Source organism: Pseudoxanthomonas sp. J31, assembly GCF_000510725.1.
In the GTDB taxonomy this organism is placed as follows: Bacteria; Pseudomonadota; Gammaproteobacteria; order Xanthomonadales; family Xanthomonadaceae; genus Pseudoxanthomonas.
The window spans coordinates 30197-43294 of record NZ_AZNZ01000014.1; the positions used below are offsets into that span (position 1 = coordinate 30197).

Below are 13098 nucleotides of genomic sequence, written 5' to 3' on the forward strand. Positions count from 1 at the left end.
CGCGCCTCAGGGATTGCGGCGGCGGATGGGGATGGAGGAGACGGGGACGGCGGCGATCTCGTGGCCGCCGTGGCGGATCGGGGCGCCGGGGTCCGGGGCCCAGGCCTGGGCGTAGATCACTTCCCAGGTGCTGGGCAGGCGCCCGTCGGCGTCGCGCAGCGGTTCGTAGGCGGCTTCGGCGGCGGCGAAGCGGGCACGGCCGGTCAGGCTGCGGCGGCGGCTGGCCAACGCATTGGTCGCACCGATCGCGCGCAGTTCGCGCATCAGCGCCGGCAGGCCGGTGTAGGTCAGGGTGAACAGGTCGCGGTCCAGCACCGGGTCGCGGAAGCCGGCCTGCACCAGGGCGTCGCCAAAGCCGGCGATCGAGACGAACGGGCTCACGTGCGGCGCCTCGTCGGCCACGGAGAACGCCTCGCGCAGTTCGACCAGGGTTTCCGGGCCGAAGCTGGAGCACAGCAGCAGGCCGCCGGGCCTGAGCACGCGGCGGAAGCCGGCGAACACCGCCGGCAGGTCCTCCACCCACTGCAGGCAGAGGTTGGAGAAGATCACGTCCACGCTGTTGTCCGCCAGCGGCAGCGCGCGCGCATCGGCGCACACGCGCGCGAACGGCTTCCACCAGCCGGCCTGGCGGCGCGCCTGGCGCAGCATCGGCAGGGCCAGGTCCACGGCGACCACCTGCGCCTTCGGCCAGCGCTTGCGCATGGCCGCGGCGGCATGGCCGGTGCCGCTGCCGAGGTCCAGCACCACCTGCGGCACCTTGTCGTCGAGGTAGACCAGCGACTCGAGCAGGCGCGTGCGCACTTCCGCCTGCAGGGCGGCGGCATCGTCGTAGCCGGCGGCGGCGCGGGAAAAGGCGCGGCGCACCTGGCGGGGGTCGAATACGGGATCCATGGCGGAGGGCGGCTCAGGGCCCGGTATTGTCGGCGAAAGCCAGCAGCTCCGCTGCGACCGCATCGACATGCCCGAGGAACGGTGCGTGCCCGGCGCCGGGCAGTTCCACGAAGCGCGATCCCGGCGCGCGCCCGGCGGCGGCGGCCATGCCGCGCGGATTGACCAGGCGGTCGCGGCGCCCGGCCAGCCACAGGCTGGGCACCGCGAGCGAAGGCAGGCTGCGGCGCAGGTCGGTGGATTCCAGCAGCTGCAGGCCGGCGTGCAGCGCTTCCGGCTGCGGGCGCCCGCGCGCGTGCAGCAGGGTGCGCAGCGACTTCAGCTCGGCGCGGCCATGCTCGGAGCCGAGCGTGTCCAGGGCGATGAAGCGCTCGAGGGTGCCGTCGTAGTCCTGCTCCAGGTCGCGCGCGAACTGTTCGAACACCGCCGGTTCCACCGCGTGCGGCCAGTCCGGTGCGCGCACGAAGCGCGGCGTGGCCGCGACCATCACCAGGCCGCGCACGGTGGGCAGCGAGGCGGCGGCGCGCAGCGCGAACAGGCCGCCCAGCGACCAGCCCAGCCACAGCGCCGGCGGCACGCGCGAGGCGATCTCGCTGGCGACCGCGGCCGGCTGCAGCGGCACCTCCGAGTCGCGGCTGTGGCCATGCCCGGGCAGGTCGACCAGGTGCAGGCGGAAGCGCGGGGCAAGGCGTTCGGCCAGCGGCGCGAACACGCCGCCGTGCAGCGCCCAGCCATGGATCAGGACCAGGTCCGGTCCGCTGCCGAGGGTTTCGATGTGCATGCGTGCATTGTCGCCCATGGCGGGCGACGTACGCCGCTCAATGGTGGCGGCGCCGGGCCGAGGCGATGCGCCGGATCAGGCGGTGCCAGAGGATGATGGCGTGGCTGCGCATCACCCGCGCGCGCCACCAGCGCACCGGCCACGGCCGCCGCAGGTGGGCGCCGATCTCCGCGGCCAGCCATTCCGGGTCGAAGCCGTCCCACACCGGCGCCACGCTGCACAGGTTGGGCACCAGCACCGGGTGGACCTCGTTGCGCAGGATCTTCTGCAGCTCGTCCAGCGAGTACGGCGATTGCGCCAGCACCCCGGCGACGCGAGTCAGCACTTCGGCGTCGACGTCCGTGTCGAGGTACAACTCGGACATCGCTTCCCACACCTGCCGGCGTTCCGGCGTTGGCGCGGTGGTACTCACGCCACGGCTTCGCGTCCGTTGTCGACGCGCTCGCGCGCATCGGCGATCGCAGCCAGCAGCGCCTGCACCTGCTGCGGGGTGTGCAGGGCCGAGAGGGTCACGCGCAGGCGCGAACTGCCCTCGGGGACGGTGGGCGGCCGGATCGCGGTGACCAGGAAGCCGGCCCGCTCGATCGCCGCGGACATGGCCAGCGCGCTGGCCTCGCTACCGCACACGATCGGCTGGATCGGCGTGTTCGAGGGCATCAGTTCCAGGCCGAAGCGGCTGGCACCCTCGCGGAACAGGCCCACCAGCTCGCGCAGGCGCTCGCGGCGCCAGTCGTCGCGGCGGGCCAGCTTCAGCGCTGCCAGCGAAGCGGCGGCCAGGGCCGGCGGCAGCGCGGTGGTGTACAGGTACGGGCGCGCGGTGCCAGCCAGGTGTTCGATCAGGTCGGCGTCGCCGGCCACCACCGCGCCGTAGCCGCCCAGGGCCTTGCCCAGGGTGACCAGCTGCAGCGGCACGTCGGCCACGCCCAGCCCGGCCTCGGCCACGCTGCCGCGGCCCTGCGGGCCGAGCACACCAGCGCCGTGGGCATCGTCCACGTACAGCAGGGCCTCGCCGGTGCGCGCCACCAGCGCCAGCGAGCGCAGCGGGGCCACGTCGCCATCCATGCTGAAGACGCCGTCGGTGGCCAGCATCGCCGCACCCTCGCCGGTGCCGCGCAGCTGGCGCATCGCGCCTTCGGCGTCCAGGTGCGGGTAGCGGCGCAGGCGCACGCCGGCCAGGCGGGTGGCGTCGATCAGGCTGGCGTGGTTGAGGCGGTCCTGCACGCAGACGTCGCCGTCCTCCAGCAGCGCCTGCTGCACCGCCAGGTTGGCGGCGAAGCCGCTGCCGAACAGCAGCGCGCGCGGCACGCCCAGCCATTCGGCGACCTCGCGCTCCAGCTGCTGGTGCAGCGCGTGGTGGCCGCACACCAGGTGCGAGGCGGTGGCGCCCACGCCCTCGCGCGCGGCGGCGTCCTGCAGCGCGGCGCCGACCTCGAACTGCGCGGCCAGGCCCAGGTAGTCGTTGCCGCAGAAGCCGGTCAGCCACTGCCCGTCGACCTCCAGGCGCACGCCGTCGCGGCGGGTGATGGTGCGCCGCTGGCGCAGCCGGCCCTGCGCGGCGCGGAGGCGGTGGTCGGACTGGATGCGTTCGCGGATGTCGATGCGGCCCATGATTCCCTGCACTTCCCTGGGCGTAAGCCCTACCTGCGGGAGCCGCATCCCAGCTCAGGCGGATGCCGGCTCGATGATCTGCGCATGCACGGTAGCGCCTGCAACCGTGCCCGTTCCGTGATGATCATCACATACGACGAGGGGCATCGCACGTAGTCCGAGACGCGCGAACAGGGCCTGGTCGCGCCCGGTGGCCGGATTGGGGGTGGTCAGCAGCTGCTCGCCGTAGAAGATCGAGTTGGCCCCGGCCATGAAACACAGCGCCTGCAGTTCGTCGGACATGGACTCGCGCCCGGCCGACAGCCGCACCATCGAGCGCGGCATCGCGATCCGGGCCACGGCGATGGTGCGCACGAACTCGAACGGGTCCAGCTCGGCGGTTTCCGCCAGCGGCGTGCCGGGCACCCGCACCAGGCGGTTGATCGGCACCGAGTCCGGATGCGCCGGCAGGTTGGCCAGGGCCTGCAGCAGGCCGGCGCGCTGCTCGCGGCTCTCGCCCATGCCGACGATGCCGCCGCAGCAGGTCTTCAGCCCGGCCTCGCGCACGTGGGCCAGGGTGTCCAGGCGGTCCTGGTATTCGCGGGTGTGGATGATGTCGCCGTAGAACTCCGGCGCGGTGTCGAGGTTGTGGTTGTAGTAGTCCAGGCCGGCCTCGCGCAGCGCGCGCGCCTGGTCCGGCGAGAGCATGCCCAGGGTGGCGCAGGTTTCCAGGCCCAGGGCCTTCACCCCGGCGATCATCGCCGCCACCTTGGGGATGTCGCGGTCCCTGGGGCTGCGCCAGGCCGCGCCCATGCAGAAGCGCGAGGCGCCGGCGGCCTTGGCCTGGCGTGCCTTCTCCAGCACCTGTTCGGTGTCCATCAGCTTCGTGGCCTGCACCCCGGTGTGGTAGCGCTGGGCCTGCGGGCAATAGGCGCAGTCCTCCGGGCAGCCGCCGGTCTTGACCGACAACAGGGTCGAGACCTGGACCTCGGCGGGGTCGAAGTGCTCGCGGTGCACGCGGGCGGCGCGGTACAGCAGTTCCGGCAGCGGCAGGTCGAACAGGGCGAGCAGTTCGTCGCGGCGCCAGTCGTGGCGGATTTCCGAGGCCATGGGAGGGAGTTTCCTGACTGCGGGGGCAAGAAGAGGCGGGCAGTCTGGAAATACCTCCGGAAGCTGTCAACCTTGACATGGACGCACTGGTTTACAAGGTCGCCGCGAACTGGCGGCAATGGCTGCGCGGACTGCCGGCCCGGATCGGCACCACCCTCCTGCCCCCGCGCTGCCTGCTGTGCGGCGAGCCCGGCGACGACGGCCGCGACATGTGCGCGGCCTGCCACTGGTGGCTGCCGCGCAACCACTGCGCTTGCCCGCGCTGCGCGATCCCGCTGGCGGTGCCCGGCACCTGCGGCCGCTGCCTGCGGCGCGAGCCGCTGCTGCACTTCGCCCACGCCGCCTTCGTCTACGCCCCGCCGGTGGATGGCCTGCTGGCGCGCTACAAGTTCCATGGCGACCTGGCCGCCGGACGCCTGCTGGCCGGCCTGCTGGCCGAGACCCTGGACGGCGTCGAGCGCCCGCAGGCGCTGGTGCCGGTCCCGCTGCACCGCAGCCGCCTGCGCCAGCGCGGCTACGACCAGGCGCTGGAACTGGCGCGGCCGCTGGCGCGGGCCACCGGGGTGCCGCTGGCGGCCGGGCTGCTGCAGCGGCACCGGCGCACCGCGGCGCAGTCCGAGCTGGGCGCGATGGCGCGGCGGCGCAACCTGCGCGACGCGTTCGCCGTGCACGGCCGCCCGCCCCTGCCCGCGCACGTGGTCCTGGTGGACGACGTGATGACCACCGGCGCGACCCTGCACGCGGCCGCCCGCGCGCTGCGCCGCGCCGGCGTGGCCCGGGTCGACGCCTGGGTCTGCGCGCGCACGCCCTAGCGCGCGCCGGCACGCGCGCGAGCGGTTACGCTAACGGCCCGGCGCGGGCCGCCCGCGCGTCCCATCCGGATCCAGAATGCCCCAGCGCAAGCGCAAGACCCCCGGCGCGGTGACCATCCTCGATGTGGCCAAGCACGCCGGCGTCTCGCCCATGACCGCCTCGCGCGTGATCAACGGCAGCACCCGCGTGGCGGTGGAACTGCGGGAACGGGTGCAGGCGGCGGTGCGCGAACTCGACTACCGCCCCAACCTGGCCGGGCGCTCGCTGCGCACCACCGGCTCGGCGCGCGTGGGCGTGCTGTACAGCAACCCCAGCGCCGCCTACCTCAACGAACTGATGCTCGGCATCCTCGAGCAGAGCAGCCTCAGCGGCGTGCAGGTGCTGGTGGAGAAATGCGCCGGCATGCAGAGCCAGCGCGCGGCGACCCAGCGCCTGCTGGAGGCGGGCGTGGACGGCGTCATCCTGCCGCCGCCGCTGTGCGACTCGCCGCAGACCGTGTGCGAGCTCGACGAGCGCGGGATCCCGGTGGTGGCCGTGGCCACCGCCGCGCCGATGCAGGACGTGCCCTCGGTGCGCATCGACGACTACCAGGGCGCGCGGGCGATGACCCGCTACCTGCTCGACCTGGGCCACACCCGCATCGGCTTCATCCAGGGCGACCCCAAGCACACCCCGGCGCAGCTGCGCCTGCAGGCCTTCCGCGACACCATGGCCGAGGCCGGCATCGCCGTGCCCGACGCCTACGTGGCGCCGGGGCTGTTCACCTACCGCTCCGGGCTGTCGGCGGCGCGCCAGCTGCTGGACCTGCCGCAGCGCCCGACCGCGATCTTCTGCAGCAACGACGACATGGCCGCCGGCGCGATGGCCGTGGCCCACGGCATGGGCCTGCGCATCCCCGGCGAGCTGAGCGTGGTCGGCTTCGACGACACGCCCGTGGCCACCACGCTGTGGCCGGAACTGACCACCATCCGCCAGCCGGTGACCGCGATGGGCAAGGCCGCGGTGTCCGCGCTGCTGGAGCGCATCCGCGACCGCCGCGCCGGCCGCAGCCGCGAAGCGGCGCACCAGGTGATGAAGTACGCGCTGGTCAGACGCCAGTCCTCGGCCGCGCCCGGCTGATTGCGGCGCCGCACCATGCGCCGGGGCGGGCGATGAGGTAACCTTACCACGCCCGTCGCGCAAGGCTTTCCGGCGAGGCGGCCCTCTCCATCCAAGACACGAGAGCCACGCATGACGGCAGCGCAGGCAGGCCACGGCCCCACGCCCGATTTCCGCTCGCGGGCGTTCCTGCTGGACCACGTCCGCCACACCATGGCCTTCTACCATCCGCGCTGCATCGACCCGGACGGCGGCTTCTTCCACTTCTTCCGCGACGACGGCGCCGTCTACGACCGCCGCACCCGCCACCTGGTCAGCAGCACGCGCTTCGTCTTCAACTACGCGATGGCGTGGCAGGCCTTCGGCGATCCCGCCTACCGCGACGCGGTCGCGCACGGCGTGGCCTTCCTGCGCGAGGCGCACCGCGACCCGCGCACCGGCGGCTACGCCTGGCTGCTGCGCGACGGCCAGGCGGTGGACGCCACCAACCACTGCTACGGCCTGGCCTTCGTGGTGCTGGCCTACGCCAAGGCGCTGGAGGCCGGCATCGGCGAGGCGCGCGGGTGGCTGGACGAAACCTGGACGCTGATGGAACAGCGCTTCTGGGAACCGCAGCACGGCCTGTACGCCGACGAGGCCACCGCCGACTGGCGGCTGTCGCCCTACCGCGGCCAGAACGCCAACATGCACGCATGCGAGGCCTTCCTGGCGGCGTTCGAGGCCACCGGCGAGCGCCGCTACCTGGAGCGGGCCGCGCTGCTGGCGCACAACATGACCCTGCGCCAGGCCACGCTGGCCGGGGGCCTGGTCTGGGAACACTACCGGCCCGACTGGAGCGTGGACTGGGAATACAACCGCGGCGACCGCAGCAACATCTTCCGCCCCTGGGGCTTCCAGCCCGGGCACCAGGCCGAATGGGCCAAGCTGCTGCTGATCCTGGACCGCCACGCGCCGGCCGACTGGCGCCTGCCGCGCGCACGCGCGCTGTTCGACCGCGCGGTGGCCATGGCCTGGGACGCCGCGCACGGCGGCCTGGTCTACGGCAACGACCCGGAAGGCCGCTTCTACGACGACGACAAGTACTTCTGGGTGCAGGCCGAATCGCTGGCCGCCGCGGCGCTGCTGGGCGAGCGCACCGGCGAGGCCGGCTACTGGGACTGGTACGACCGCCTGTGGCGCTACAGCTGGGCCCACTTCGTGGACCACCGGCACGGCGCCTGGTACCGCATCCTCACCCGCGACAACCGCAAGTACGACGACGAGAAGAGCCCGGCCGGCAAGACCGACTACCACACCATGGGCGCCTGCTACGAAGTGTTGCGGGTCCTCGCCTAGGCGACCGGCGCGGTCACGCCGAGGCCAGCAGCGCCTCCACCTCCGCCCGCGTCGGCGCATAGGCGCCGGCGCGGGTGCAGGCCACCGCGGCGGTGGCCGCGGCGAAGCGCGCGTGCCCGGCCAGGCCGGCGTCCGGGCGCGCCAGCAGGCTGGCCAGGAACCCGCCCACGCAGGCATCGCCCGCGCCGACGGTGTCGGCCACCGGCACGGCGAAGGCGGGCTGCTCGAAGCCCGCACCGCCGGGCGGGTGCACGCTCATGCCCTCGCCGCCGCGGGTGTACAGCAGCACCGCCTGCGGCGCCAGCCCGCGCACGCGCGCCAGGGCCTGGTCCGCGGGCAGCGACGGGTAGACATGCCGCAGGTCCTCGTCCGAGAGCTTGACCACCCGCGCCAGCGCGGCCATGCGCTCGAACAGCGGCGGATAGTCCGCGCCCATCAGGTTGCGGCAGTTGGGATCGAAGCTCAGCGGCACGCCGGCCGCGTGCAGACGCTGCGCGAGCGCCACCAGCTGCGCGCCCAGCGGCTGACGCACCAGGCTGATGCAGCCGAAATGGGCGAACTCGCAGGCCGCTTCCCAACCGGCGGGCAGGCGCGCCGCGTCGAAGGCCAGGTCGGCCGCGCCCTCGCCGAGGAAGAAGTACCGTGGCGGGGACAGCTCGTGGACCATCGCCACCAGCGGCGGCCGCGCCACCACCTGCAGGAAGCGCAGGTCCAAGCCCGCCTCGCGCGACTTGTCCACGATCTCGCGGCCGAGGAAGTCCTCGCTCACCGCCCCGCCCCAGCCGGTCGGCAGGCCCAGGGTGGCGGCCACCCGCGCCACGTTCCAGCAGGCGCCGCCGGCCACGCTGCGCCAGCTCGCCTCGCCCGTGCGCACGAAGTCGGTCAGCGCCTCGCCGAAGACCACGAGCCGGGGCAGGGGAGCGATGGAAGTCATGCGGGCCTCGCTGGCGGACGGAGGAAAGAAGGTGGCCGCGCCGGGCGAAGGCGCGGCCGAACGCGGCAGGTGCCGGCCGCGGCGCAGCATACGGCAGCGGCCGCGCGATGCCGCCGCCCCGCCCGCCCCGGAGGGGAGGGAGGGCGGGCCGGGCGGCGGTGGCCGGTCAGAAGCGGAAGCGCACGCCGGCGTAGTAGCGACGCTCGAACACGTTGGCGTCGTAGAAGTGGTTGCTCCACTGCGCGTAGCGGCGCTCGCTCTCGTTGGTCAGGTTGGTGCCCTGCAGGTACACGCTCCAGGCCGGGGTGATGTCGAAGCTGACCGAGGCGTCCAGGTAGCCCACCGCTTCGTTCCACAGCGCCAGCGCGTCGCCCCAGGCCGCCGTGTCCAGCGCGCTGTAGCGCTTGCTGCGCCAGTTGTAGGCCAGGCGGGCCTGGAACCGGTCCTTCTGGTACCAGAGGATGGCGTTGTATTGGTGGCGGGAGTTGTCGGCCACCGGCAGCACGTTGCCCTCGATGTCCTCGCCGCCGCCGGCGGTGGCGTCGGAGTAGGTGTAGTTGAGGTTCACGCCCAGGCCGCTCCACCAGCCGGGCAGGAAGTCGAACGCCTGCTGGTAGCCCACCTCGAAGCCCTTGATGGTGCCGCTGCCGCCGTTGACCACGCGCTGCACCGGGCCGCCCTCGCGGACCACGCCGTCGGCGTCCGGCAGCAGCTCGATCCGGGTGACGCCCGCCGGCGAGTTCTCCACGTCGATCAGGAACACGCCCACGTTCAGCAGCGAGGCGTCGGCGAAGTACCACTCCCAGGAGGTGTTGAAGTAGTCGGCCTCGTAGGGCTCCAGGTCCGGGTTGCCGGCGCGGCCGTTGAGGAACAGCTGCGCGTCCGGCGGCAGGGCCGGGTTGCGCGGCGGGGTGCCGTTGGCGGCGTAGAACACCACCAGGCCGCGGCCCAGGTCCGGCAGGCTCTGCCGCGCGATGGCCTTGTTGTAGCCGAAGCGCAGCTTCTGCTCGTCGGACAGGTCGAAGGTGAGGTTGAGCGCCGGCAGCACGTCGGTGCGGCTCTTGGCGATGCGGTTCACGTCGCTGGCCGGGTTGACGCCGTTCCAGTCGTGGCTGCCGATGAAATCGCCGCCGTCGACCTGGTACTGGTCGATGTCGGTGCGGGTCTGCAGCACGCGCACGCCGACGTTGGCATGCCACGGGATGCCGTTGCCGCCCGTGGTGCCCTCCAGGTTGGCCATGAAGTAGCCCGACAGGGTCTTCTCGGCCACCTTGAACGAGTCCGGCGCGTGCATGTAGGCCACGTTGCCCGGGTACAGGCTGTCCAGGTACGCGACCGGGTCGCGCATCGCCTCCGGGTCCACCGCCGGCAGGCCCTGGCCGATGCCCTCGATGCGCACGGGTCCGAAGTCGGAAAAGCGCGCCCAGTAGCCGTCGATGGCGTTGAACGGCAGCACGCGGGCCTCGGAGTAGCCGGTGCAGGCGTCGGTGATCAGCGGGTCCTTGAAGTAGTACAGCGCGCGGTCCGGGTTGGCGCACGGGCCCGGCGAGACCGGCGACAGGTAGCGGTAGGCGGCGTACTCGTAGTCGCGCTCGCCGTAGCGCAGGCCGAACTGGAACGAGCGCACCGCGCCGTCGTCGAACTCGAAAACGCCGTCGGCGCGCAGCGCGTCCAGCGTCGCGTCGATCCTGTTGCCCTGTGCCCAGGTGGACATCAGCTGCCAGTTGTCCGGGTTGGACACGTCGGTGAGCATGGTCAGCTGCGGGAACCGGCCGCGGAAGTCGATCGCCGCGTCCACGGACTCCAGGCCGTTGGCGTTCGCCCACTGGGTGGTGCCGTCGGCGCGGGTGATCTGGCTGCCGCGGGTGACCACCGCGTCGGCGCGCGCCTCGTCGTAGGTGCGCTCGGACTTGCCGTGCACCCAGCGCAGGGTGCCGCGGAACGGGCCGCCGTTGTCGTAGCGCAGCTCCAGGTTGGTGTTCAGCGCCTCGGACGTGCTCGGCGCGCCGACGCTGTGGGCCTGGAAGCGGTTGTAGTGGAACAGGCCGTACTCGACCACGCCGTTCCCGTCGACGATCGAGCCCGGCTGCAGCTGGTCGGTGGCCCAGCCGGTGTGCAGCTGCGCGGCGACCGAGGCGTTGAAGTCCTCCAGGCGGGTGTAGGCCACGTCGCCGATCAGGGTCAGCGCGTCGGTGGCGTTGAACTGGAACGAGCCGTTCACGCCGGTGCGCTCGCGCTCGGTGCGGCGCGTCTCCAGCTCGGTGGCGACCCAGTTGTAGAAGTACTCGCGCGGTTCGTTGGCCGGGTCGGTGTTGCCGCCCACCACCCCGTCGCCGTTGAAGTCGAAGCCGACGTTGGCCTCGCTGGACTTCTGCGCACCGTTGCTCCACACGCTCGGGCGCTTGTTCTCCAGCGTGGCGTCGGAGTAGGACACCGACAGCAGCGCGCCCCAGCGGTCGTTGCGGTAGCTGAACAGGCCCGAGTAGAGCGCGTTGACCTCCTCGACCGCGTCGCCGTACGAGGCCTCGGCCTGGCCGCTGGCGGTCACGCCCTCGGGCAGGTCGAACGGGCGCCGCGTGCGCAGCGAGATGGTGCCGCTGATGCCGCCTTCCAGGTCGGCCGCGGTCTGCGACTTGATCACGTCCACGCCGTCGAACAGGGTCGGCGGCACGTCCACGAAATCGGCCTGCGCGGTGCCCAGGTTGGGCTGGCCGAACTGGTCGCCGCCGCCGGCGCCCAGGTACAGCTCGCCGTTCATCGTGGTCTGCACCTGGGGCATCCCGCGGATGTTGACCTGCGCGCCCTCGCCGGCCGAACGGCGGATCTGCACGCCGGTCACGCGCTGCAGCGAGTCGGTGATGGTGATGTCCGGCAGCCTGCCGATGTCCTCGGCCGAGATCGAATCCACGATCTGGAGCGCGTCGCGCTTGGTGTTGATGGCGGTGGCCTGCGCGCCGCGCACGCCGCGCACGACGATGCGGTCCAGCTCGACCGCGCCCTCCTGCGGCGGCGGCGGGGCGGCGTCCTGCGCCAGCGCCGGCATGGTCCCGGCCAGGCCGAACAGGGTGACGGCGATCGACGTCGCCAGCGGCTTCCTACGATGGTGCGACTGCTTCATGTGCCCCTCCCAGGGTGGTCTGCATGCGCGGCCGGGCCGCAGTTGAGGTAACGATATCTTCGCTATGCGCGGCAGCTGCGACCGCCCCGGCCGGCGCCGGGGCGCGCGCGGCACCGCTCAGGTCATGCGTCGGGCACGGCGGTGGCCGTGGCGCGCGGAGCGCCGATGAGGCCCCACTTCACCAGCAGTCCGTAGCAGGCGATCCAGCCGTAGCAGGCCGCCGGCACCAGCAGCGCGAGGGCCAGGCCGATGCGGTCGGCGGCCAGGCCCATCAGCAGCGGCACCACCGCGCCGCCGACGATGGCCAGGCACAGGATCCCCGAGCCGCCGGCGGTGTCCTCGCCGAGGCCGTCGATGGACAGGGTGAAGATGGTCGGGAACATCACCGAGTTGAACAGGCCGATGGACAGGATCGCCACGGCCGCGGCGGTGCCTTCCAGGGTGGTGGCGGCCAGCACCGCCAGCGTGCCGGCGCCCACCGCGCACGCGGCCAGCACCAGGCCCGGCGCCACGAAGCGCAGCACCCACGAGCCGACGAAGCGCCCGACCATCGCCAGGCCCCAGTACACCGAGATCAGGTTGCCGGCGGCGTGCTCGGAATCGGTGGCCCCGGCCATGATCAGGTAGTTCACCAGCGCGCTGCCGATGGCGACCTCGGCACCGACGTAGAGGAAGATGGACAGCGCGCCCAGGCTCAGCCGCGGGATGGCCAGCAGGCGCAGGTAGTCGCCCTGGTTCACCGGCCGCACCGCCGGCACCGGGGCGCGCCGCACCCACCAGCACAGTGCCGCCAGCAGCACCAGCACCGCGGCAATGATCATGTACGGCACGCGCACGTGGCCGGCCTGCTCCACGCGGAAGGCGGCCAGCGCGGCCGCATCCATGCCCGGCGCCGGCTCGCTCACGCCCGCGGCCAGGATCATGGCCGAGCCGAACAGCGGGCCGAGCATGGTTCCCACGGAGTTGAACGCCTGCGCCAGGGTGAGGCGGCTGTGCGCGCGCGCCGGGTCGCCCAGGCCGGCCGCCAGGGGGTTGGCGGCCACCTGCACGATGGTGATGCCGCCGGCCAGCACGAACAGCGCGGCCAGGAACGCCGGGTACCAGCCCATGGACGCGGCCGGGGAGAACATCAGGCAGCCGCCGGCCATCACCAGCAGGCCCAGCACGATGCCGCGCAGGTAGCCGATGCGGCTGACCAGCAGGCCGGCGGGGATGGAAACGAGGAAATAGGCCAGGAAGAAGCAGAACTGGGTCAGCATCGCCTCGGCGTAGCCGAGGGAGAAGGTGGCCTTGAGCTTGGGGATCAGCACGTCCACCAGGACGGTGCAGAAGCCCCAGGCGAAGAACAGGGCGATGACCAGCGGCAGCAGCCGGGTCGAGGCGGTGGCGGAGCCTGGCGCTCCGGGTTCCTGCTGGCCAGCGAAGTGCATGGGT

The 13098-nt window shown here is 72.8% G+C and carries 11 protein-coding genes; 3 read left to right on the forward strand and 8 right to left on the reverse strand.

Going from position 1 to position 13098, the window contains the following annotated elements:
* Window positions 1-6: 6 nt before the first annotated feature.
* The 5 genes from bioC to bioB are packed head-to-tail and all read right to left on the reverse strand — an operon-like array spanning window position 7 to window position 4366.
* The gene (bioC, locus tag PSEJ31_RS0113460) at window positions 7-891 is read right to left on the reverse strand and encodes a malonyl-ACP O-methyltransferase BioC (protein WP_019398103.1); all 885 of its coding nucleotides are present in this window, start codon (window positions 889-891) and stop codon (window positions 7-9) included.
* Between the two features lie 13 nt (window positions 892-904).
* A complete protein-coding gene (bioH, locus tag PSEJ31_RS0113465) occupies window positions 905-1669 on the reverse strand; it encodes a pimeloyl-ACP methyl ester esterase BioH (RefSeq protein ID WP_037035230.1) in 765 nt (254 codons plus the stop codon).
* 37 nt (window positions 1670-1706) lie between these two features.
* Entirely contained in the window at window positions 1707-2033 is a 327-nt protein-coding gene (locus PSEJ31_RS0113470; protein WP_232211027.1) for a hypothetical protein, read from the reverse strand.
* A gap of 44 nt (window positions 2034-2077) precedes the next feature.
* Window positions 2078-3277, reverse strand: coding sequence for an 8-amino-7-oxononanoate synthase (bioF, locus tag PSEJ31_RS0113475; RefSeq protein WP_028915750.1), 1200 nt, complete (start codon window positions 3275-3277; stop codon window positions 2078-2080).
* A gap of 54 nt (window positions 3278-3331) precedes the next feature.
* The gene (bioB, locus tag PSEJ31_RS0113480; protein ID WP_019398107.1) at window positions 3332-4366 is read right to left on the reverse strand and encodes a biotin synthase BioB; all 1035 of its coding nucleotides are present in this window, start codon (window positions 4364-4366) and stop codon (window positions 3332-3334) included.
* 77 nt (window positions 4367-4443) lie between these two features.
* Here bioB and PSEJ31_RS0113485 point away from each other — a divergent pair, with 77 nt between their 5' ends.
* The 3 genes from PSEJ31_RS0113485 (at window position 4444) to PSEJ31_RS0113495 (ending at window position 7612) form a co-directional block, all read left to right on the forward strand.
* A complete protein-coding gene (locus PSEJ31_RS0113485; protein WP_028915751.1) occupies window positions 4444-5178 on the forward strand; it encodes a ComF family protein in 735 nt (244 codons plus the stop codon).
* A gap of 76 nt (window positions 5179-5254) precedes the next feature.
* Window positions 5255-6298, forward strand: coding sequence for a LacI family DNA-binding transcriptional regulator (locus PSEJ31_RS0113490; protein WP_028915752.1), 1044 nt, complete (start codon window positions 5255-5257; stop codon window positions 6296-6298).
* A 111-nt stretch (window positions 6299-6409) separates the two neighbouring features.
* Window positions 6410-7612: an AGE family epimerase/isomerase gene (locus PSEJ31_RS0113495; protein ID WP_028915753.1), complete on the forward strand. Its 1203-nt coding sequence runs from the start codon at window positions 6410-6412 to the stop codon at window positions 7610-7612.
* Between the two features lie 13 nt (window positions 7613-7625).
* Here the strand turns inward: PSEJ31_RS0113495 and PSEJ31_RS0113500 are convergent, their stop codons facing one another.
* The 3 genes from PSEJ31_RS0113500 to PSEJ31_RS0113510 form a co-directional block, all read right to left on the reverse strand.
* Window positions 7626-8546, reverse strand: a complete 921-nt coding sequence (locus PSEJ31_RS0113500) for a carbohydrate kinase (RefSeq protein WP_028915754.1) — start codon at window positions 8544-8546, stop codon at window positions 7626-7628.
* Window positions 8547-8712: 166 nt separating this feature from the next.
* Window positions 8713-11664 (reverse strand): TonB-dependent receptor, encoded by a 2952-nt coding sequence (locus tag PSEJ31_RS0113505; protein ID WP_028915755.1) that lies wholly within the window; start codon window positions 11662-11664, stop codon window positions 8713-8715.
* Between the two features lie 122 nt (window positions 11665-11786).
* Window positions 11787-13094, reverse strand: coding sequence for a sugar MFS transporter (locus tag PSEJ31_RS0113510; RefSeq protein WP_028915756.1), 1308 nt, complete (start codon window positions 13092-13094; stop codon window positions 11787-11789).
* Window positions 13095-13098: the final 4 nt, after the last annotated feature.

Bases quoted from the DNA above. Each gene is read 5' to 3' on its own strand.
- PSEJ31_RS0113485 (WP_028915751.1), top strand. From the start codon at position 4,444: ATGGACGCACTGGTTTACAAGGTCGCCGCGAACTGGCGGCAATGGCTG.
- bioB (WP_019398107.1), bottom strand. From the start codon at position 4,366: ATGGCCTCGGAAATCCGCCACGACTGGCGCCGCGACGAACTGCTCGCC.
- PSEJ31_RS0113500 (WP_028915754.1), bottom strand. From the start codon at position 8,546: ATGACTTCCATCGCTCCCCTGCCCCGGCTCGTGGTCTTCGGCGAGGCG.
- bioH (WP_037035230.1), bottom strand. From the start codon at position 1,669: ATGCACATCGAAACCCTCGGCAGCGGACCGGACCTGGTCCTGATCCAT.
- bioC (WP_019398103.1), bottom strand. From the start codon at position 891: ATGGATCCCGTATTCGACCCCCGCCAGGTGCGCCGCGCCTTTTCCCGC.
- PSEJ31_RS0113470 (WP_232211027.1), bottom strand. From the start codon at position 2,033: ATGTCCGAGTTGTACCTCGACACGGACGTCGACGCCGAAGTGCTGACT.
- PSEJ31_RS0113495 (WP_028915753.1), top strand. From the start codon at position 6,410: ATGACGGCAGCGCAGGCAGGCCACGGCCCCACGCCCGATTTCCGCTCG.
- PSEJ31_RS0113510 (WP_028915756.1), bottom strand. From the start codon at position 13,094: ATGCACTTCGCTGGCCAGCAGGAACCCGGAGCGCCAGGCTCCGCCACC.
- PSEJ31_RS0113490 (WP_028915752.1), top strand. From the start codon at position 5,255: ATGCCCCAGCGCAAGCGCAAGACCCCCGGCGCGGTGACCATCCTCGAT.
- bioF (WP_028915750.1), bottom strand. From the start codon at position 3,277: ATGGGCCGCATCGACATCCGCGAACGCATCCAGTCCGACCACCGCCTC.
- PSEJ31_RS0113505 (WP_028915755.1), bottom strand. From the start codon at position 11,664: ATGAAGCAGTCGCACCATCGTAGGAAGCCGCTGGCGACGTCGATCGCC.